Origin of the sequence: Burkholderia sp. GbtcB21, assembly GCF_019091065.1 — a bacterium.
Lineage (GTDB): Bacteria > Pseudomonadota > Gammaproteobacteria > Burkholderiales > Burkholderiaceae > Burkholderia > Burkholderia pyrrocinia_C.
Genome location: NZ_JAGXKA010000003.1, coordinates 452,581 through 473,826, shown reverse-complemented (window position 1 = coordinate 473,826; position 21,246 = coordinate 452,581). Strand labels below are relative to the sequence as shown.

At 68.8% G+C, this 21,246-nt stretch carries 16 protein-coding genes; 6 read left to right on the top strand and 10 right to left on the bottom strand.

Features of this window, described 5'->3' with window-relative positions; translation table 11 throughout:
- The first annotated feature begins 44 nt into the window (after nt 1–44).
- Both KVT39_RS10160 and KVT39_RS10155 read left to right on the top strand, forming a co-directional pair.
- Complete coding sequence (locus KVT39_RS10160) at nt 45–1,103, top strand: trans-acting enoyl reductase family protein (protein WP_217588869.1); 1,059 nt, start codon at nt 45–47, stop codon at nt 1,101–1,103.
- Nucleotides 1,090–1,851, top strand: a complete 762-nt coding sequence (locus KVT39_RS10155; protein WP_034182045.1) for an isocitrate lyase/phosphoenolpyruvate mutase family protein — start codon at nt 1,090–1,092, stop codon at nt 1,849–1,851. Before KVT39_RS10160 ends, KVT39_RS10155 begins: the two co-directional genes overlap by 14 nt.
- A 141-nt stretch (nt 1,852–1,992) precedes the next feature.
- Here KVT39_RS10155 and KVT39_RS10150 read toward each other — a convergent pair whose 3' ends face one another.
- Nucleotides 1,993–2,892 carry a LysR family transcriptional regulator gene (locus KVT39_RS10150; RefSeq protein ID WP_217588866.1) on the bottom strand — a complete coding sequence of 300 codons (900 nt, stop codon included), beginning with the start codon at nt 2,890–2,892 and terminating at the stop codon, nt 1,993–1,995.
- Nucleotides 2,893–2,996: 104 nt separating this feature from the next.
- Here KVT39_RS10150 and KVT39_RS10145 point away from each other — a divergent pair, with 104 nt between their 5' ends.
- Complete coding sequence (locus KVT39_RS10145; RefSeq protein ID WP_131946330.1) at nt 2,997–3,875, top strand: aldo/keto reductase family oxidoreductase; 879 nt, start codon at nt 2,997–2,999, stop codon at nt 3,873–3,875.
- Between the two features lie 49 nt (nt 3,876–3,924).
- On the opposite strand, the gene KVT39_RS10140 is transcribed toward KVT39_RS10145, so the two are convergent.
- Nucleotides 3,925–5,127 carry an MFS transporter gene (locus tag KVT39_RS10140; RefSeq protein WP_217588864.1) on the bottom strand — a complete coding sequence of 401 codons (1,203 nt, stop codon included), beginning with the start codon at nt 5,125–5,127 and terminating at the stop codon, nt 3,925–3,927.
- Nucleotides 5,128–5,197: 70 nt separating this feature from the next.
- Between KVT39_RS10140 and KVT39_RS10135 the strand changes: the two genes are divergently transcribed.
- Nucleotides 5,198–6,247 (top strand): AraC family transcriptional regulator, encoded by a 1,050-nt coding sequence (locus KVT39_RS10135; protein WP_034182041.1) that lies wholly within the window; start codon nt 5,198–5,200, stop codon nt 6,245–6,247.
- A 238-nt stretch (nt 6,248–6,485) separates the two neighbouring features.
- Here the strand turns inward: KVT39_RS10135 and KVT39_RS10130 are convergent, their stop codons facing one another.
- Nucleotides 6,486–6,653: a hypothetical protein gene (locus KVT39_RS10130; protein WP_217588862.1), complete on the bottom strand. Its 168-nt coding sequence runs from the start codon at nt 6,651–6,653 to the stop codon at nt 6,486–6,488.
- A gap of 56 nt (nt 6,654–6,709) precedes the next feature.
- Nucleotides 6,710–8,602, bottom strand: a complete 1,893-nt coding sequence (locus tag KVT39_RS10125) for a DUF3857 domain-containing transglutaminase family protein (RefSeq protein ID WP_217588996.1) — start codon at nt 8,600–8,602, stop codon at nt 6,710–6,712.
- 253 nt (nt 8,603–8,855) lie between these two features.
- Between KVT39_RS10125 and KVT39_RS10120 the strand changes: the two genes are divergently transcribed.
- Complete coding sequence (locus KVT39_RS10120) at nt 8,856–9,014, top strand: hypothetical protein (protein ID WP_161785064.1); 159 nt, start codon at nt 8,856–8,858, stop codon at nt 9,012–9,014.
- A gap of 6 nt (nt 9,015–9,020) precedes the next feature.
- On the opposite strand, the gene KVT39_RS38425 is transcribed toward KVT39_RS10120, so the two are convergent.
- Together KVT39_RS38425 and KVT39_RS10115 are read right to left on the bottom strand one after the other, a co-directional pair.
- Entirely contained in the window at nt 9,021–9,146 is a 126-nt protein-coding gene (locus KVT39_RS38425) for a hypothetical protein (protein ID WP_279608083.1), read from the bottom strand.
- Nucleotides 9,147–9,167: 21 nt separating this feature from the next.
- Nucleotides 9,168–11,138 carry an APC family permease gene (locus tag KVT39_RS10115; protein WP_217588860.1) on the bottom strand — a complete coding sequence of 657 codons (1,971 nt, stop codon included), beginning with the start codon at nt 11,136–11,138 and terminating at the stop codon, nt 9,168–9,170.
- A gap of 457 nt (nt 11,139–11,595) precedes the next feature.
- Between KVT39_RS10115 and KVT39_RS10110 the strand changes: the two genes are divergently transcribed.
- A complete protein-coding gene (locus tag KVT39_RS10110) occupies nt 11,596–12,459 on the top strand; it encodes a crotonase/enoyl-CoA hydratase family protein (RefSeq protein WP_034182038.1) in 864 nt (287 codons plus the stop codon).
- A gap of 52 nt (nt 12,460–12,511) precedes the next feature.
- Here the strand turns inward: KVT39_RS10110 and pdeR are convergent, their stop codons facing one another.
- The 4 genes from pdeR to KVT39_RS10090 all read right to left on the bottom strand — a co-directional run bounded on the left by pdeR (nt 12,512) and on the right by KVT39_RS10090 (nt 21,110).
- Nucleotides 12,512–14,515 (bottom strand): cyclic di-GMP phosphodiesterase, encoded by a 2,004-nt coding sequence (gene pdeR / locus KVT39_RS10105; protein ID WP_034182037.1) that lies wholly within the window; start codon nt 14,513–14,515, stop codon nt 12,512–12,514.
- Between the two features lie 686 nt (nt 14,516–15,201).
- Nucleotides 15,202–18,840 (bottom strand): hydantoinase B/oxoprolinase family protein, encoded by a 3,639-nt coding sequence (locus KVT39_RS10100; RefSeq protein WP_217588858.1) that lies wholly within the window; start codon nt 18,838–18,840, stop codon nt 15,202–15,204.
- Between the two features lie 121 nt (nt 18,841–18,961).
- A complete protein-coding gene (locus KVT39_RS10095) occupies nt 18,962–20,260 on the bottom strand; it encodes an MFS transporter (protein ID WP_131947784.1) in 1,299 nt (432 codons plus the stop codon).
- A 76-nt stretch (nt 20,261–20,336) separates the two neighbouring features.
- Nucleotides 20,337–21,110 (bottom strand): putative hydro-lyase, encoded by a 774-nt coding sequence (locus KVT39_RS10090; RefSeq protein WP_034182034.1) that lies wholly within the window; start codon nt 21,108–21,110, stop codon nt 20,337–20,339.
- Nucleotides 21,111–21,246 lie beyond the last annotated feature (136 nt).

The window sequence follows — 21,246 nt, the reverse complement described above, 5'->3', positions numbered from 1 at the left end:
CAGGTCTGTACTATAAAACAGACCGTTCTGTAGCGGAGTTGATCATGGACGATCGAAAGACGGTTGCGGTCTATGGCGCCACGGGTCACACCGGGCGGTTTGTCGTCGCCGAACTGGCCCGGCGCGGCGTTGGCGCGATCCGCATCGGCCGCGATGCCGCGCGGCTCGCGGAAAGCGGCACACGCGACGTCGCGCCTTCGCGCGTCGCGGCGATCGACGATCCGGCCGCGCTCGATGCCGCGTTGCGCGGCGCGGACGCCGTGATCAACTGCGCGGGCCCGTACCTCGATACCGCGCTGCCGCTGGCCGATGCCGCGCTGCGGGCCGGCATCCCCTATCTCGACCTGACGGCCGAACAGCCGTCGGTGCTGGCGCTGGCCGAACATGCCGATGCTCGTGCGCGCGCCGCGGGCGTGACCGTCGTTCCCGCCGCGGCGTTCTACGGCGGCCTGGCCGACCTGCTCGTCACGGCCGTCGTCGACCAACGCAAGCCGATCGATCGCGTCGATATCGCGACCGGCCTCGACAACTGGCACCCGACGCGCGGCACGCGCGTGACGGGCGAACGCAATCGCGCGGTGCGGCTCATTCATAAGGATGGCAAACCGACGCCCGTGCCGTCGACGGCACGCGAACGCGTGTGGCCGTTCCCGCCGCCGATCGGCAGCGTCGACGTGACGCTGCTGCCGTTTTCGGAAGTGATGACACTGTCGCGTCATCTGCGCATCGATACGATCGAGTCGTGGCTCGCGACGCTCGCGCTGCGCGACGTGCGCGATGCCGCCACGCCGCCGCCCGAGCCGACCGATGCGCTGGGCCGCTCGGCGCAGCAGTTCGCGATGGACGCGATCGTCGTGCAGGACGGCACGACGCATCGCGTCACGGCGTCGGGACGCGACATCTACGCGGTCAGCGCACCGATCATCGTCGAGGCGGCCGTACGCCTGATGACGGGCAAGGCCGCGGTTTCAGGCGGCGTGCGCAGCCTCGGCGAATTGTTCGATGCGCGCGATTTCCTCGCGGCGCTCGATACGGTGGCAGTATCGTTCGGCACGACCACCGATCCGGTTTTCACAAGGAGAGACAAGCATGAGCAGCAATGAGAAAGGCGCGTATTTCCGGTCGCTTCACCGCGCGGGCCAGCCGCTGGCGCTGTTCAACGTGTGGGACGCCGGCAGCGCGCGCACTGCGGCCGACGCGGGTGCCGTCGCGCTGGCGACCGGAAGCTGGTCGGTAGCCGCGGCCAATGGTTTCGGCGATGGTGAGCAAATGCCGCGCGCGCTCATGATGGAAGTGCTCGAGCGGATCGCGCGTGCGACGGACCTGCCCGTCACCGTCGATCTCGAAAGCGGCTACGGCGAGCGGCCCGAGGATGTCGCCGAGACGATCGCGCTCAGCATCGAGGCCGGCGCAGTGGGCTGCAATCTCGAAGACAGTTTTCCGGCCACAGGCGAATTGCGCGACGTCGAAGCAGCGGCAGCGCGTCTCGCGGCGGCACGGCAGGCGGCCGATCGCGCGGGCGCCGACTACTTCATCAATGCACGCACCGACGTGTTCTTCAAGGCGCCGGCCGACACGCACGACGAACGCCTGCTCGACGAAACGCTGGCCCGCGCACGCGCTTATGCGGCGGCCGGCGCCGACGGTCTCTTCGTACCGGGCCTTCAGTCGCCCGCGCTCATTCGCAAGCTGACGGCCGCATCGCCGCTGCCCGTGAACGTGATGCGCGTCGCGGAAACGCCGACGCTGGCCGAACTCGCGGAATACGGCGTGGCCCGTATCAGCCACGGGCCGTATCCGTATCTGCAGGCGATGAAGGCGCTTGCGGCGATGGTCAAGCAAGGCAGCTAGCGGATTCACGGGACGGCCGGGCGCCGAACGATTACATCGAATGTAATCGGAGCACGGCCCGACCGTCCCTTCGCTTCCGGTATCGCGCTGCCATTCCGGCGGCGCTCGTCGCCCGGCAGACATCACGTCCGCCCGCAACGCTCAGGATGCCTTGATGAAATCGATGAACGCGCGCAGCGCCGGCGGCACGAGCCGGCGCCCGGGGTAATAGAGGAAGGGCCCTGAAAACGGCCGCCACCACGGTTCGAGCACGCGTTCGAGTGCGCCGCTGTCGAATTGCGGGCGCAGCCACTCCTCGAAGAGATGCACGATACCCGTGCCGGCGATCGCCGCGTCGACCAGCAGGTCCGTCGCACCGCCGATCTGCACCAGCAGCGGCCCGGGGGCCGGCTCGACCCGCACGACCTCGCCGTCGCGCTCGAACTCCCACGGCGGCATCGCGCCGCTCGCGAAGCGTCCGCGCAGGCAGCGATGGTCGAGCAATTCGCGCGGATGCCGCGGCCGGCCGTGACTGTCGAGATAGCCGGGGGCGGCCGCGGTCGCGAACCGCTGAATGCGCGGGCCGATCGGCACCGCGATCATGTCCTGTTCGAGCCGTTCGTCGTAGCGGATGCCCGCGTCGCAGCCGGCCGCCAGCACGTCGACGAAATTTTCGTCGGCGATCACCTCCAGCCGTATTTCGGGGTACGCATCGAGAAAGCGCGGCACGATCGCGGGCAACACGAGCCGGGCCGCGCTAAGCGGCACGTTGAGCTTCAGCGTGCCGGCCGGTCTGTCGCGGAATTCGCCGATACCGTCGAGCGCCGCCGCCACTTCGGTCAACGCGGGCCCGAGACGCGCGAGCAGGCGCTCGCCCGCTTCGGTGGGCACGACGCTGCGCGTCGTGCGATGCAGCAGCCGCACGCCAAGCTGCGCCTCCAGCCGGCGCACGGCCTCGCTCAGCCCCGACGCGCTGAGGCCCTTCATGCGTGCGGCGTCGCGGAATCCGCCGGCGCGCGCCACGGCCATGAACGCATTCAGATCGCCCAGATCGGTTTGCATTGTTCGCCTTTTCGTACAACCCGTGCGGATTATGACGGCTTATCGCGCAGGCGGCCAATGCCTATGCTGGGCGCATTCATCGACAGATCCACAGGAGCACAGTCATGTCCGACATTCGGCATACCACCGCCTTCAGGCTCGGCGATCGCAACGTCAAGCGGATCGGCTACGGCGCGATGCAGCTCGCGGGGCCCGGCGTATTCGGCCCGCCGAAGGACCGCGACGCGGCATTGAACGTGTTGCGCGAGGCCGTCGCGTCCGGCGTCGACCATATCGACACCAGCGACTTCTACGGCCCGCACGTCACCAACCGGCTGATCCGCGATGCATTGCATCCGTATCCGGACAATCTCGCGATCGTCACCAAGATCGGCGCGCGACGCGGCGACGACGCAGCGTGGCTGCCCGCGTTCGCACCCGACGAACTCGAACGGGCCGTGCACGACAACCTGCGCAACCTCGGCCTCGATGTGCTCGACGTCGTCAACCTGCGCATCATGTTCGACACGCACGGGCCGGCCGAAGGATCGATCGAGGCGCCGCTGAGCGCGCTCGCCGAACTGCAGCGGCGCGGGCTCGTCCGCCATATCGGCCTGAGCAACGTCACGCCCGCGCAGGTCGCGCAAGGCCGGCGGATCTGCGACATCGTCTGCGTGCAGAACCACTACAACATCGCGCATCGCGGCGACGATGCGCTGATCGACGCGCTTGCCCGCGACGGCATCGCATACGTGCCGTACTTTCCGCTCGGCGGCTTCTCGCCGCTGCAGTCGTCGACGCTGTCCGGCGTGGCGGCCAGGGTCGGCGCGACGCCGATGCAGGTCGCGCTGGCGTGGCTGCTGCGCCGCGCGCCGAACATTCTGCTGATTCCCGGCACCTCGTCGGTCGCGCATCTGCGCGAGAATCTCGCGGCGGCCGATCTCGATCTGCCGGACGACGCGCTCGCGGAACTCGACCGCATTGCGGACGCCGGAGCCGCATGACGGACAGGCGACCGCCGGCGGGCCCGCGAAGCGCGGGCCGCCCGGCCGGTCAGGACACCACCACGCCCACCCGCTTCGGCACGCCGGTCACGATCGTCGCGACCGCGACGGCCAGCACGGCCGCCGCGGCGACGAACACGCCGGCCGCACCGTTCGCGTCGAACACGACGCCGCCAGCCGCTGCACCGGTCGCGATCGCGAGCTGGATCGCCGCGACGATCAGCCCGCCCGCGCTCTCGGCCTCGTCGGGCACGGTGCGCGTGACCCACGTCGACCACGCGACGGGCACACCGCCGAACGCCATCCCCCACAACGCGACGAGCACCGCGTCGAGCATCGGCGCGCGGCCGAGCGCGACGAGCGCGATGCCGAGCACGACCATCAGCGCGGGCATCCCGATCAGCATCGGCCGCAGCCGGTGTTCGAGCACGCGGCCCGCGAGCGACGTGCCGACGAAGTTCGCAATGCCGTAGCCGAGCAGGATCGCCGACAGCCCGTTCACGCCGACGCCCGCAACCTGCTCGAGGAACGGCCGCAGATACGTGAAGAACGCGAAATGCCCGGTGAACACGAGGATCGTCGCGAACATCCCGAGCCCGACGGTCGGCCGGCGCAGCACGTCGATCAGCGTGCGCAGCCGCGTCGTGCCGCTCGGCGGCATCGACGGCAGCGTCATCACCTGCGACACGAACGCGACGCCGCCGAGCCCGGCCGCGATCAGGAACACGTTGCGCCAGCCGATCAGGTGACCGAAGTAGCTGCCCATCGGTGCGGACGCGATCGTCGCGACCGCCACGCCGCTGAAGATGATCGACAGCGCGCGCGGCACCATCGCCGTCGGCACGAGCCGCATCGCGGTGGCCGTCGCCATCGTCCAGAAGCCGCCGAGCGCGACGCCGAGCACGACGCGGCCGATCAGCAGCGTCGTCAGGTTGGGCGCGAACGCGACCGCCAGATTCGATGCGACGAGCAGCACCGAGAACGCGAGCAGCACGCGCCGCCGGTCGATCGTGCGCGTCAGCGCGGAGATCAGCAGGCTCGTGACGAGCGCGACCGTCGCGGTGGCCGTCACGGCCTGCCCGGCCACGCCTTCGGTCACGCCGAGGCTGTCGGCCATCGGCGTGAGCAGGCTGGCGGGAAGAAATTCGGCCGTGACGAGCCCGAAGACGCCGAGCGTCATCGCGAATACCGCGCCCCAGGCCGGTTCGCGGGTGGCCGCCGTCGAGGCGGCCGGGGAAATTCCGGGATTCATGTGCGTTCCGTTTTCGTCTAGGGAAAGTACTGATGACGGCGTATCGTAAGGACCGGCAGCAGGACGGTCTATGACATACAATCCGTTCTTGTTGATCGATCGTCCGAATCTCGCCATGTCCGAGCCGCTGCTTCCCCCCGTCCCCGACGTGCACGACCTCGTCAGCGAGCTGCTGCTGGGGATGCGCCTGAGCGGCGTGCAGTACCGCCGCATCCAGGTCGCGCGGCCGTTCGGGCTGAATTTCGGCCAGGCGCCGGGCCGCGCGCAATTCCATTTCGTCGGACGCGGGCCCGTGCTGCTGCGCGATGCGTCCGGCGCAACGATGCGGCTCGAGGCCGGCGACGCGATCCTGCTGCCGCACGGGCGCATGCATGCGCTGGTGTCCGATCCGGATGCGCCGTGCCGCGAGATCAACGGCTTCGAAGTCGCGAAGATCTGCGATACGGTCGCATCGGTGGCGTCGGCCGGCACGTCGCCCGCGGCCTGCGCGACGACGGAGCCGGGCGCCGGCGATGCGCTGATCTTCAGCGCATGCATGGAGCTCGATCTCGGCGGCATGCAGCCGCTGGTCGGCACGATGCCCGAGTTCATGCACGTCGGCACGCTGCTCGCGCGCTACCCGGAAATCCGCCCGATGCTCGACGCGATGGAGCGCGAGTCCTGCTCGGCGCGCGCGGGCTTCGCGGGCATCCTCGCGCGGCTCGCGGACGTGGTCGCGGCATTCATCGTGCGCGGCTGGGTCGAGTGCGGATGCGGCGACGCGGCGGGCTGGGTGCAGGCGCTGCGCGAGCCGAAGCTCGGCCGCGCGATCGTCGCGCTGCATCGCGACCCGGGCCGCAACTGGAGCGTCGCGGAGCTGGCCGCCGAAGCGGGCGTGTCGCGCTCGGTGTTCGCCGAACGCTTTCTCGCGGCGACCGGGATGACGCCCGTGCGCTACCTGACCGAGCTGCGGATGCGGCTCGCCGCGCAGTGGATCGCGCGCGACCACGAGGCGATCGAAGCCGTCGCGTACCGGCTCGGCTACGGTTCGCTGGCGGCGTTCAGCCGCGCGTTCAAGCGCGTGGTCGGAAAGCCGCCGGGCGCGGTGCGTGCGGACGGCGACGTGCGTGTCGAAGCGTAATGCCTGACGCTTGACGTGCGACGCTGACCGGAAGCCGCTACGCGCCGCTTCACGTCGAAGTCGCACACTCACCGGCGTCGCTCACGCCACCACCGCCGCGCGCGAGGGTGCGCGTCGAAGCGTAATGCCTGACGCTTGACGTGCGACGCTGACCGGAAGCCGCTACGCGCCACTCCGACGTCACACGGTCGCCGGCTTCGCTCACGCCACCGCCGCCGCGCGTGATGCCTTTCCGCGTTCAGCCGCTGAGCGCTTCGAGCTTGTCGACCAGCGCCGTCGCGCACTGCACGGCGAGCGCCGCGCAGTGCTCCGCATCCACGGCCGCACCGTTCGAGATGGTGCCCTGCACGATCCGGCCCAGCAAATCCTTCGAGAGATCGGCGATCTCGTAGTCCCGTTCCGTCATGATGTCGCTCCTGCGCGTCGGCCGACGACGGCGACACGCTCATTGCCCCTGCCCGTTCAACGCCCTTTCGCGCGCACGACGATCTGCGCCTGCGTGTCGCGCTCGATGCGTTCGAGCGACGCGCGCAGCGCCGTGAATTCGTCGGGCGTGCACACCTGCCGGCCGAACTCCGCCTTCATCCGCCGCGTGACCTGCACCACGCGCGCGGCCGCGTCGAACACGTAATGCGACGTGAAGTCGACGAAGCGGTCGTGCACGGCCGCATCGGCCGGCAGGTCGGTCACGACGACGTCGGCCGGCAGCGCGATCTGGCCGGTCTCGTCGAACGCGCCGCCGATGCAGCCCCACGGCTGCGTGCGCACGGGCTCGGCCAGCCAGTTCTCGACCTGCGTCGCGATGCCGCCCGTGAGGCTCGACAGCGCGGGCAACGCAGTCGTGCCGTCGGGCCACACGAAATGATCGAGCGTGCCCGACACCGTCACGTCGAACGGCCCGTCGGTCACGCGCCGGTCGCTGGTCGACAGTTGCGCGCGGCCGCGCAAGCCGCTTTGCCGCAGGCGTTCGGTCGCGAGCTGCTCGATGCGGTCGTGCGTCGCGCGGCGAAACAGGTTGCGTTCGAGTTCGGCCGTCCAGCCGTCGTCCTCGATGTACGCATGAAACCGGGCGGCGCCGGGCTGCGCGGCATCGATCGCGAGCCGCGCGATGCGGCGGCGCGGCTGCGTGGCCGGCGTGCGCGACAGCACGCCCGTATCGACCAGCAGCGCGGGGCGATCCATCACGATCGGCGGCAGGTAGCCGAATGCGATGCCGGCCGTCGTCGTATCGGCGTAAAGCGCGAGATCGGGCAGCCACGTGATCGCATGATTGATCGCGCCGCCGCCGTAACCGGGCACGGACGGCAGCGTGTACACCGAACCGAGATTGATCAGCACCGGTTCGCTGCGGATGCCGACCGCCGCGAGCAGCGCGCCGAACAGCGCGACATGGTCCTTGCAGTCGCCGTAGCGGTTGCGCAGGATGTCGGTCGCGCGATGCGGCGCGGCGGCCGTTTCGCCCAGAAACAGCCCGACGTAGCGCACGTTCGCCTGCACCCAGTCGTACAGGATGCGCGCCTTGTCGCGCGGCGCGGCAGCACCCGCGGTGAGCGCGCGCGCCAGTTGCACGACGGCCGGATCGTCCACGCTCGGGTCGACGGCCGCGTTGCGGTAGCGCGCGGCGAACGCCGCGTAGTCGGGCAGCGTCGACACGACGAGCCGGTCGCCGTAGGTCGGGTAGCCGACCGCGCCGTTCTCGATGCGGTCGTACGGGCCGTGCCGGTAGTCGAATTCGTAGCGCGTGCGGCCGTTCGCCGTGACCGGCGGCAGCGCGACGTAGCCGCGCGCGTCCGCATACAGCGGCATGTCGGCCGGCACGTCGAAGATCAGCCGCTGATTGTCGACGGGCTCGCGCGACGGCTCGACGGTGTAGCCGAAGTAGCCGCGATTGACGGGCTTCGTGCGCGTCTTGCGGAACGCCACGCGCGTGCTCGACCCGGCTTCGACGCCGGGAAACACGACAGTGCGCAACAGCCCGTCCTGGAACGTCGGCGCGCCGGCCGAGCGCGGCTCCTGCACGTCGCGGATGCCGTCCGCGCCGACCGGATGCGCGACGCCGTCGCGGTCGATCGTCTCGGCCGCGAGCAGGTCGACCTGCTCGAGATTCTTGTCGAACCATACGTAGCGCTGCGCAACCGCGTCGATGCCGTTCGCGTTGTTCGCACGCAGCGTCGAATCGTCGTGCTCGTCGAGCGAACCGTCGTGCCGGATCACGAATTCGTGGACATCGCTGACCAGCGTGACGGGTGCTTCGTCGGCGACACCGTTCGCGCCGTCCGCCGCCGGGCCCATGCCCGTTCCCGGCGCCGCACCGACGGCGCTCGATGCGCCGAACGCGGCAGCGCATGCCAGCATCCAGCCGGCCAGGCCGACAGAAAAGCGCACCACATCGCACCTCGTCGCGGTTCACGGAAAGCGCGGCCGCGCAGCGGACAGGGTCAACCGCGCGGCTCCCGTGTCGGCCAGTGTGGGCGACGCATACGCAAGCGTCAAGCCGGTGCACGCCGGCCTACAATGAAACATGGAAGCATCGTCGCGTGCGGCCGCCGGCATACGCTCGAACGCCTGACGCCGGCGAAGGATCGTCCGCCCGCGACCGGGAGGCACCATGGAAAACGGAATCGTGGAAGTCGTCGTGCTGCTGGCGTTTGTCGCGCTCGTCGTGCTGTTCTTCGTCAAGCGCCCGGGGCGCGACCGGCTGAGGGCCAAATTCCATCATCCGCCGCTGCGGCGGCCCAACCGCCCGCACCGGCACCATCAGCCGTGACGGCTGCTACCGGCAGTCGCCCACGCGCTTGCCGCGCCGCGTCCACGCGAGCGTGTACGCGCCGGCCTGCGCATGCTGCCCGCGCAATTGCCCCTTCAGGTCGTAACGCGTCGGCGTGACGGCGCCCGGCACGGTACCGTTGCAACGCCACCGCTAGCCGACGTTCATCGGCAGCAGCACCATCTGCTTGCCCTCGACATGCAGGCGCGCCTGCAGTTCGACGGGCGTCTGGTTGTGCAGCCACGCGGTCAGGAAATTCACGCGCCGGAAAATCAGCTTGCTCGCGAAGCACACGGCGTTCGGATACGCGTCGAGCGTCGACGACGCGAGGTTCATGAATTCCACGACGGGATTCGTGCCGAACGCGATCCGGTAGTCGGCCGCGATGCCGTTGCGGCGGCAGTGCGCGACATAGTAGTCGAGCGCTTCGGTGATCGAGTGACGCAGCCGTTCGAGATGTTCGTGCCCGTCGTACGCCTTCGCATCGACCTCGCCGACCGCGAGGAAGATCACGTTGCGGAAGTGCCCGGGAAACAGCCGGTTGACCCACAGCAGCGCGTGCATGCTCGCGCCGCGATGCTTGCCGACCAGCAGCACGGCCGTCGGTGCCAGCGGATCGGGCTTGCCCGGTGCGGTAGCCTCGTCGACTTCGGGCGGCTTCCCCGAGAACAGCGCGTCCTCTTTCGCGAGCTGCGCGCGTGTGTACGCGTAGTGGCGGTTGATCATGAAGCACAGCGCGATCACCGCGCTCGTCACGAGCACCGTGAGCCAGCCGCCTGCCGTGAACTTCTCGACCAGCGTGATGACGAGCACGGTCGCCGTCACGCTCAGCCCGAGCGCCGACAGGAAGAAGTGCTTGAACCAGCCGCGCTCGCTGCGATGGCGCCACCAGTACGTGCACAGCCCGAGCAGCGACATGCTGAACGTGAGGAACACGTTGATGCTGTACAGCACGACGAGCACGTCGACGCTACCGTGCGTCCACAGCAGGATCAGCAGGCTCGACAGGCCGACGACGATGATGCCGTTCTGCCGCACGAGGCGTGTCGACAGGTCGCGGAAATGGCGCGGCACCCACGAATCCGACGCCATGTTCGACAGCACCGCCGGGCCGTCGAGAAACCCCGTCTGCGCGCCGACCATCAGCAGCCCGGCCTCGAACGCGAGCACGGCCGCGAGCAGCGCATGCCGCGCGAACGCCGAGCCGAGCCCGAGATGGTCGATCACGCTGCCGAACACCACCGCGTTGAGCGTCTCGCCTTCGACGGGATGCGCGTGCCACAGCATGTACAGCAGGATGATGCCGCCGGCCGTGAACGCGAGCGACGTCGACATGTACCACATCGTCACCTTGCCGTTCGGCACGCGCGGATCGGCGAGCATGTTCACGTTGTTCGACACCGCCTCGAGGCCCGTATAGGTGCCGCCGCCGAGCGAGAACGCGCGCATCAGCAACGCGAGCATCACGAACACGCCGAGCGACTGCGACATCCCGTGCGCCTCGTGCACGGCGTCGGGCACGATCATCGCGAGGTTGCTGCCGTGTACGGCGACGCCATACACGATCAGCCCGAAGCGCAGCACGACGAAGCCGATGAAGATCGGCAGCAGCACCATGATCGATTCGCGCATCCCGCGGAAGTTGAGCCCGGTCATCAGCAGGATCAGCACGATCTCGGTCGTGAGCTTGAACGCCTGCGCGCTGACCGGCAGCAGGCTGAAGAACGCGTCGACGCCGCTCGCGAGCGAGGTCGCGACGGTCAGCACGTAGTCGACCAGCAGCGCCGCGCCCGACACGAGCCCCGGCTTCGCGCCGAGCAGCGCGGTCGCGACGCGGTAGCCGCCGCCGCCCGTCGGGAACAGCTCGATCACCTGGTTGTAGCCGAGCGCGATGATGAAGACCGTGGCCGCGGTCGCGAGCGCGAGAAACAGCGCGAGCGGCGTATGGTGCGCCAGCGCGAGGAACGCCTCTTCCGGGCCGTAGCACGACGACGACAACCCGTCGGCGCCGAGCCCGACCCAGGCCAGCAACGGCGTCACGGCGATCGCATGGCGCGTGCGCGGATCGAGCGGGTCCAGCGGTTTTCCGACCAGCAACTGCCACACCTTCCGGAATGCGGTCATGGTCCCCTCCCGGCACGCCCGGCACGGCGGCGCGATCCCCTAAAGCTAATCGACGCGCGCTCGCGGCGCCAGTCCGCATATTCCATAGGGGCCGCCCGCCGGCCCGGCGCCGCTTTCAACGCGTAAGCGACCGACGCCGGCGCCCGTGCGCAGGAGCGGCCGCCTGCGCGCGATTGCGCGACGCGGCGACCTTGCTCCGGCCGCGTCGCGACCCACCTTCCCGCCCGCATCGGCCACGCCCGGCGCGCAGGTTTCCGCACCCGCTCCCCCTCTCCTCGCCCGTCGCCACGCGCTGCATCCGCGCCCGCGTCCCGGTCGTGCGTTGTTCCCCGCAATTCGGCATTTGTGCGCGCGCAACAATGGCGATGCCTCGCGCCCGGCGCCAGGCGGGCAACCCGATTCCCGCATGGCACCGGGCGCGATGGTCTTCGAAAACCACAACTCACGAGGACATACCATGCAACTCCAATCCCATCCGGCGTGCCGCCCGTTTTATGAAGCCGGCGAACTCACGCAACTGACTGCCTTTTACGAAGAAGGACGCAACGTCATGTGGATGATGCTGCGATCGGAGCCGCGGCCGTGCTTCAACCAGCAACTCGTCACCGAAATCATCCATCTCGCGCGCGTCGCACGCGACTCGGGCCTGCCGTTCGACTTCTGGGTGACGGGCTCGCTCGTCCCCGAGCTGTTCAACGTCGGCGGCGACCTGAGTTTCTTCGTCGACGCGATCCGCAGCGGCCGGCGCGACCAGCTGATGGCCTATGCGCGCTCGTGCATCGACGGCGTGTACGAGATCTACACGGGCTTCGGCACCGGGTCGATCTCGATCGCGATGGTCGAGGGCAGCGCGCTCGGCGGCGGCTTCGAAGCGGCGCTCGCGCATCACTACGTGCTCGCGCAGAAGGGCGTGAAGCTCGGGTTCCCCGAGATCGCGTTCAACCTGTTCCCGGGCATGGGCGGCTATTCGCTCGTTACGCGCAAGGCGGACCGCGGAATCGCGGAATCGCTGATCTCGACCGGCGAAACGCATGCGGCCGAGTGGTACGAGGATCGCGGGCTGGTCGACGAGACGTTCGACGCCGGTGACGCGTATCTCGCGACACGCACCTTCATCGACGTGACGAAGCCGAAGCTGAACGGCGTGCGCGCGATGCTGCGCGCACGCGAGCGCGTGTTCCAGTTGTCGCGCTCGGAGCTGATGGACATCACGGAAGCGTGGGTGCATGCGGCGTTCACGATCGAGCCGAAGGACCTCGCGTACATGGAACGCCTGGTGATGCTGCAGAACCGGCGCGTGTCGAAGCTGCGCACGGTGTAATGCGGCGGGGCGCCGCCGGTTGCCGGCGGCGCCCCGCTCCCCGGAACGAAGCTCAGGCGATCAGCCTGAGCTTTCTCGTCTCGGCGAGCCACGCCTCGAAGGCCTGCGCCGGCATCGGCCGTGCGTAGTAGTAGCCCTGCGCGTGATCGACGTCGAGCTGCTTGAGGAAATCGGCTTCCGCGTGCGTCTCGACGCCTTCGGCGATCACCGCGAAGTTCAGCGCCCTCGCGAGCGACACGACCGAGCGCACCAGCGCCTGCGAGCGCGGATTGCGGTCGATGCCCGTGATGAAGGTGCGGTCGAGCTTGATCGCGTCGAGCGGCAGGCGCGACAACTGCGACAGCGACGAATAGCCGGTGCCGAAATCGTCGAGATGGATCTCCGCGCCGATCTGGCGGAACTGCCGCATCAGCCCGTTGGCGGAATCCTCGTCCTCGATGAAGCAGCTCTCGGTCAGTTCGATGTCGAGCAGGCCGGGCTTGAGCCCCGCGCCGTCGAGAATCGATGCGAACTGATGCACGATGTTCGTGTCCTGCAACTGCCGCGCGGACACGTTCACCGCGATCCGGATGCCGAGCCCCTTCGCCTTCCACGCGGCGGCCTGCGCGGCCGCGGTGCGCATCACCCAGCGCCCGAGCGGCGCGATCAGCCCCGACTCCTCCGCGAAGCGGATGAACTCGATCGGCGCGACGAGCCCGCGATCGGGCGACTGCCAGCGGATCAGCGCCTCGACGCCGCGCACGTCGCCGGTCGCGATATCGACGACCGGCTGGTAGTGCAGCACGAACTGCTCTTCCTCGAGCGCCTTGCGCAGGTTCGTGTCGAGCCACATGTACTTCGCGACCTTCTGGTTCATCTCCAGCGAGAACACGCGGTACGTGTGCTTGCCTTCTTCCTTCGCGACGTACATCGCGGTGTCCGCGCTGCGGATCAGCGTCTCGAGCGAATCGCCGTGCTGCGGGTGCATCGCGATGCCGATCGAGCAGCTCGTATAGACCTCCATCAGCCCGAGGTGGATCGGCGTGCGCATCCGTTCGAGGATGATCTGCGCGGTCGCTTCGAGCAGCGGCCGCGTGCCGTGCTCGAACAGCACGAGGAATTCGTCGCCGCCGAGCCGCGCGAGCGTCGCGCCGGACGGCAGGCAGCCGCTGATGATCTTCGACACGTCCTGCAGCAGGCGGTCGCCGGTGATGTGGCCGTAGTGATCGTTGACGCGCTTGAAGTTGTCGAGATCGAGGAACAGGATGCCGACCTGGCCGCGCGACGCGGCGCTCTCCGCGGCGATCGCCGCATGGATGCGCTCGCTGATTGCATGGCGGTTCGGCAGCCCGGTCAGCACGTCGGTGTTCGCGAGTTCGGTGAGCCGCTGCTGCGCGTTGCGTTCCTCGGTGATGTCGATGCCCGAGCAGATCAGGAACTGCTCTTCGACGCCGCTGCCGCTCTGCACGAACTTGTTGCGGAACTGGAACAGGCGCGGCCCGTTGACCGTGTTGATGTAGCGCTCGACCGCGAACGAGCGGTTGCTCGCGAAAAAGCCCGTGATGTTGCTGCGCGACTGCGCGCCCTGCTCGGGGCTCATGAACAGTTCGAACGCGCTGCGGCCGATCACGTCGACCTCGCGCTTGCCCGTCACTTCCTCGCACAGGTGGTTGAAACGCTGCACCATCCCGTTGCGGTCGAGGATCACGACCAGCGAATTCACTTCGGACACGACCTGCTCGGCGAACGCGAGCCCGTGCGACAGATCTTCCGCGACGGACACGGCATCGGAATACGCGGAGGCCGTGCCGGCCCAGTCGGTCGTGTTGACCTTCCTGCCGACGAGATGGAGGCTGACCGGCTCGCCGAACAGGGCGATGTCGAGCACGAGGTGCGACGTGACGCCCGTCAGCGCGCGAATGCGCGCGGCCTGCTCGACCGTCAGCGCGACGGCGACGTTGGTCAGGCCGCGGACGGCGGCCAGTTCGAGCGCATTGCTGTCGCTGCCGAGCCGCCAGCAGGGGCTGCGCGTACCGACATGCGCCTCGAGCACCGCGCTATCGTTTTCGTCATCCATGGACACGCCCCGATCCAGAAAAAAACGCATAGTGTAGACGGAGGCGAGCTGGCCGCCCGCCTTCCCGGGCCGCGCAGCGCGCGTCCCGGCAGGGCAGCCGTGATTGCCGTGACAACGGCCCTCGTCTCGTACTTGTTTCCAGCTAATGCGACCGGCGTTCGCGCGTAAAGCGCGCAGGTTCTGCCTAACGAATGATGAGAGCCATCTTATCAAATGACGATGAGGATTGGCACTCACATTTAGAGCAGAGTGTCAAGGAATTGGGACTCGATTGGCAAGCCGGACTTTTCATGATTGGCGGCATGTTCGAGAGCAGGCAAGGGAGTGCGAAACGGGGCTGGCCGGATGGGCGGAGATCCTTTATCCGTAAGGGTTTCCGGGAAATATCAGAATATGGGGACGGATAACCTTCAGAACCACCGCAGCAGGGTCGGATCGTGTTCCGGCAACGCGAAATCCGGCCAATTTTGTTTCCGTTCGAGTGTGAATGCGCCGCTTTATTCCACAGTCGGTTGCAATATCGCGACGCCTGCAGAAACGACGTGTTTTATCGGATCTCGGCAGCGGGCCGACAACGCGGGTGGAACCGGTACGGCCGCCGTCGCAACCGGTGCGCGAGACACACGGCGAGCGTCCGCAGTTCCGCACGAACGCCCGCCGTCGCCGCTGCCGCGCGTGGTCGCGGCTCAGCCCGCGGCGCCGTACCCGCCGCCGCCCGGCGTTTCGACGACGAACACGTCGCCCGGCGCCATCTGCGCGCGGCCGATATGCTCGAGCGCCTCGACCGTGCCGTCCGCGCGCTCGATCGTGTTGCGGCCGAGCGCGCCGGCCGCGCCGCCCGCCGCGCCGAACGGCGCGTGGATCCGGTTGTTCGACAGGATCGACGCGGTCATCGGCTCGAGGAAGCGGATCCGCCGCACCGCGCCGTCGCCGCCGCGCCAGCGCCCGCCGCCGCCCGAGCCGGCGCGGATCCGGTGCGAATCGAGCCGCACCGGGTAGCGCCATTCGAGCACCTCCGGATCGGTGAGCCGCGAGTTCGTCATGTGCGTCTGCACCGCGCCGACGCCCGCGAAGCCGTCGCCCGCGCCGCTGCCGCCCGCGATCGTCTCGTAGTACTGGTAGCGATCGTTACCGAATGTGAAGTTATTCATCGTCCCCTGGCTCGACGCGACGCAGCCGAGCGCACCGTACAGCGCGTTGGTGATCGCCGACGACGTCTCGACGTTGCCCGACACGACCGCGGCCGGATACTCGGGGTTCAGCATCGAGCGCGCGGGCACGATCACCGTGAGCGGCTTCAGGCAGCCGGCGTTCAGCGGGATGTCGTCGCCGACCAGCGTGCGGAACACGTACAGCACGGCGGCCATGCAGACGGCCTTCGGCGCGTTGAAGTTGTTGTCGAGCTGCGCGGACGTGCCGGTGAAATCGATCTCCGCGCACCGCGCCGCGCGGTCGACGCGGATCGCGACGCGAATCTCCGCGCCGTTGTCGAGCGGATAGCGGTACGCGCCGTCCTGCAGCGCGCCGATCACGCGCCGCACCGCCTCTTCCGCGTTGTCCTGCACGTGCCCCATGAACGCGAGCACGACGTCGCGGCCGAACTGCGCGACCATCCGGCGCAACTCGTCGACGCCCTTCTGGTTCGCGGCGACCTGCGCGCGCAGGTCGGCCATGTTCTGCTCGACGTTGCGCGCCGGGTAGCGGCCCGATGCGAGCAGCGCGCGCGTGTCGGCGTCGCGCAGCACGCCGGCCGACACGAGCTGCCAGTTGTCGATCAGCACGCCTTCCTCGTCGATATGCGTCGAATCGGGCGGCATCGAGCCCGGCGTCGTGCCGCCGATGTCCGCGTGGTGGCCGCGCGAGCCGACGTAGAACAGCGGCGCGTCCGAGCCGTCCGCGAACACCGGCGTGATGACCGTTACGTCCGGCAGGTGCGTGCCGCCGTGATACGGGTCGTTCAGCATGAACACGTCGCCGTCGCGCATGCGGCCGCGGTTGCGCTCGATCACCGTGCGGATGCTCTCGCCCATCGAGCCGAGGTGCACGGGCATGTGCGGCGCGTTCGCGATCAGGTTGCCGTCGCCGTCGAAGATCGCGCACGAGAAGTCGAGCCGCTCCTTGATGTTCACCGAGTACGCGGTGTTCTGCAGCCGCAGCCCCATCTGCTCGGCGATCGACATGAACAGGTTGTTGAAGATCTCGAGCCGCACCGGATCGGCATCGGTGCCGAGCGAGCGGCGCGTCGGCAGCGGCGTCGTGCGCGTCAGCACGAGGTTGCCCTGCGCGGTCATCCGCGCGCGCCAGCCGGGCTCGACGACGGTCGTGCCGTTCTTTTCCGCGACGATCGCCGGGCCGTCGATCGCGTCGCCAGCCAGCAGCGTGTCGCGCACGTACAGCGACGCGTCGTGCCACTGGCCGCCGGAATAAAAGCGCACGGCGGAATCGGCACGCGGCGCAGCGCCTTCCCCGCGCGAGGCCAGCGGCGCGATATCCACTGGCGCGTCGGAGCGGCCGATCGCCTCGACCGACGCCAGTTCGGCGACGAGCGGCGTGCCGGGCATCAGGAACGCGTAGCGCTGCCGGTACGCGGCCTCGAACGCCTGCTGCATCGCGTCGACGCTGCCGGCCGGCACGTCGAGCGCCGAATCGGTGCCCTGGTAGCGCAGGTGCACGCGCCGCTCGGTCGCGATCCGCTCCGGCGGCACGCCCTGTTCGAGCAGCGCGCCGACGGCCTCGTCGGCCAGCCGGTCGAGCGCCGCGTTCAAGGCCGGCAGCGACGCATCGGACAGCACGGCCTCGACCGCGCGCTCGCGCATCGCGGTCTGGTCGGCCAAGCCCATCCCGTATGCGGACAGCACGCCCGCGAGCGGATGCGCGAACACCTGCGTCATCCCGAGCGCATCGGCCACGCCGCACGCGTGCTGGCCGCCCGCGCCGCCGAACGTCGTCAGTACGTAGCGCGACACGTCGTGGCCGCGCTGCACGGAGATCTTCTTGATCGCGTTCGCCATGCTGCCGATCGCGATTTCCAGGAAACCTTCGGCGAGCGCCTCCGGCGTCTCGCGCCGCCCCGTCGCCGCATGGATTTCATCGGCGAGCGCCGCGAACTTCGCGGCCACGCCGTCGCGGTCGAGCGGCTCGTTTGCATGCGGGCCGAACACGCGCGGGAAATGATCGGGCTGGATCTTGCCGAGCATCACGTTGCAGTCGGTCACCGTCAGCGGGCCGCCGCGCCGGTACGCGGCCGGCCCCGGGTTCGCGCCGGCCGATTCGGGTCCGACGCGCAGCCGCGCGCCGTCGAAGCCGAGCACCGAGCCGCCGCCCGCGGCGACCGTGTGGATGCTCATCATCGGCGCACGCATCCGCACGCCGGCCACCTGCGTCTCGAACACGCGCTCGAATTCGCCGTTGTAATGCGACACGTCGGTCGACGTGCCGCCCATGTCGAAGCCGATCACCTGGCCGAAGCCGGCCGCGCGCGCGGCGCGCACCATCCCGACGATGCCGCCGGCCGGACCCGACAGGATCGCGTCCTTGCCCTGGAACGCATCGGCGCGCGTCAGCCCGCCGCTGCTCTGCATGAACTGCAGGTTCACGCCCGGCATCTCGTGCGCGACCTGCTCGACGTAGCGACGCAGGATCGGCGACAGGTATGCGTCGACGACGGTCGTATCGCCGCGCGACACCATCTTCATCAGCGGCGACACCTCGTGCGACACCGAAACCTGCGTGAAGCCGATGCGACGTGCGAGTTCCGCGAGCGCGCGTTCATGCGCGGTGTAGCGGTAGCCGTGGATCAGCACGATCGCGAGCGCGCGCACGCCCGAGTCGAACACGCGGCGCAGCGACGCTTCGGCATCCTGTGCATCGAGCGGCACGACGACGTCGCCATGCGCACCGATGCGCTCGTCGATCTCGACGACGGTCTCGTACAGCGCATCGGGCAGCACGATGTCGAGGTCGAACAGCCGAGGCCGGTTCTGGTACGCGATGCGCAGCACGTCGCGAAAGCCGCGCGTCGTCGCGAGCGCAGTGCGTTCGCCCTTGCGTTCGAGCAGCGCGTTGGTCGCGACCGTCGTGCCCATCTTCACCATGTCGACGCGCTCGGGCGTGATCGGCTCGCCGTCGGCGAGGCCGAGCAGGTGGCGGATGCCGGCCACGGCCGCGTCGTGGTATTGCTCGGGGTTCTCCGACAGCAGCTTGTGCGTGACGAGCGTGCCGTCGGGCCGGCGCGCGACGATGTCGGTGAACGTGCCGCCGCGGTCGATCCAGAATTGCCAGCGTGCGGCGTCGGAGGGAACGGGAGAAAGGTGTCGGTCGGTCATGATGGTCGATGCGTCGTGAAATCTCGGGACGAGCGCCGCCGCACGGCGCGCGTCGCGCGCCGCGTGGTGGTGCCGGTAAAAAGGGGAAAAAGGGAGAAAGCGCCGCGCGGGCCGCTGCCGCTTACGCGGCGTCGAGTTCGCGGCCGCGCGTCTCGGGCAGCGTCAGCGCGGCGACGATCACCACGCCGTATGCGGCGACCGCGAAGATCCCGATGCTCGTGCCGAGCCCGTATTGCTTCGACAGCGCGCCGATCAGGAACGGGAACAGTGCGCCGATCGCGCGGCCCACGTTGTAGCAGAAGCCCTGGCCCGAGCCGCGCACGCGGGTCGGGAAGAGTTCGGTGAGGAACGCGCCCATCCCCGAGAAGATGCCCGATGCGAAGAAGCCGAGCGGGAAGCCGAGCCACAGCATCGACGCGTTGGTCAGGTTCAGCGACGTGTACGCGAACGCGATCACCATCGAGCCGATCGCGAACAGGATGAAGTTCGGCTTGCGGCCGAGGCGGTCGGTCAGGTATGCGCTCGTCAGGTAGCCGACCCACGAGCCGAAGATGATCATCGCGAGATAACCGCCGGTGCCCATCACGGTCAGGTGCCGCTCGGTCTTCAGGAAGGTCGGCAGCCACGTCGTGATCGCGTAGTAGCCGCCCTGCGCACCGGTCGTCAGCAGCGCCGCGCGCAGCGTCGTCGTGATCAGCTTCGGCGCGAAGATCTCGGTGAGGCGCGGCGCGTCGGCCACCTTCGCCTGCGCGGCCTTCTCCTTCTCGTAGACGTCCGGCTCCTTCACGTAACGGCGGATCGCGACGACCAGCAGCGCGGGCGCCAGCCCGACGAGGAACAGCGCGCGCCACGCCTGCTCGGCCGGCAGCACCGAGAACAGCAGCGCATACAGCAGCGCGCACAGCCCCCAGCCGATCGCCCAGCCCGACTGCACCAGGCCGACCGCCCTGCCGCGATCGCGCGCACGGATCACCTCGCCGATCAGCACCGCGCCGGCCGTCCATTCGCCGCCGAAGCCGAAGCCCATCAGCGCGCGCGCCGCGAGCAACTGGTGATAGTTCTGCGCGAGCCCGCACAGCGCGGTGAACACCGCGAACCACAGCACCGTGAGCTGCAGCGTGCGCACGCGGCCGATCCGGTCGGACAGGATGCCGGCGATCCAGCCGCCGAGCGCCGATGCGAGCAGCGTGACCGTGCCGATGAAGCCGGCATCCGCGAGCGAGATGCCCCAGGTCGCGACGAGCGTCGGGATCACGAACGACAGCATCTGCGTGTCCATCCCGTCGAGCATGTAGCCGACCTTGCAGCTCCAGAAGGCGCGGCGCTCGCGCGGCTGCGCGTACGCGTACCACGAGAACAGGCCGCTGCGCTCGGAGCTCGCGGGCTCGGCGGCGGGTGCCGTGAGGGTCTTGCTTTCCATGGTGGTGCTCCTGTCGTTATGCGCCGTCAAATGTGTGCGTGTGCGTGTGTCGTGTGTGCGTCGCCGCGAGGCCGGATCAGAACACGGCCAGCGACGCGTTCGTGATGTCGGTCATCAGCATGTGGCCGGGCGTATGCGCGATCGCGATCGGCAGCTTCGCGTCCATCAGCGCGGTTTGCGGCGTCACGCCGCACGCCCAGAACACCGGCAGCTCGCCGTCGCGGATCGTCACCGCGTCGCCGAATTCGGGTGCGTTCAGATCCGCGATGCCCAGTTCCTGCGGGTGGCCGATATGGATCGGCGCGCCGTGCACGCCCGGGAACCGGCTCGTGATCTGCACCGCGCGGATCGCATCGGCGCCGCGCATCGGCCGCATCGACACGACGAGCCGGCCGCCGAAGATGCCTGCGCGGCGGTTCGGAATCGACGTGCGGTACATCGGCACGTTGCGGCCCTCCTCGACGTGGCGCAGCCCGATCCCTTCGCGGGCGAGCATCTCCTCGAACGAGAACGAGCAGCCGATCGCGAATACGACGAAATCGTCGCGCCACAGCGCTTCCAGCGACTCGACGCGTTCGGTCAGGCGGCCGTCGCGGTACACGTTGTAGCTCGGCACGTCGGTGCGGATGTCGAGATCCTCGCCGAGCGCGTCGATCCGGAACGCGCCCGGTTCGCCGACGCCGAGCAGCGGGCACGCTTTCGGGTTCGCCTGACAAAAGCGCAGGAAATCGTGCGCGTACGCATCGGGCAGGATCGCGAGATTCGCTTGCGCGAACGGGCCGCAGTGGCCTGCGGTCGGGCCTCGGAACGCGCCGCGGCGCACGGACTGGCGAAATTCGGAAGGCGTCATGAGATTCAATGGCAGATCGGGATGTGGTCGGGATGACGGTGTCGCGTCATCGGATACGGCGAAGAATAGGAAAGAAAAAATTTTGTCGCCAACGAGTTTTTTTGCGCTGCGTGTATAGAATTTCTTAACGCATCTT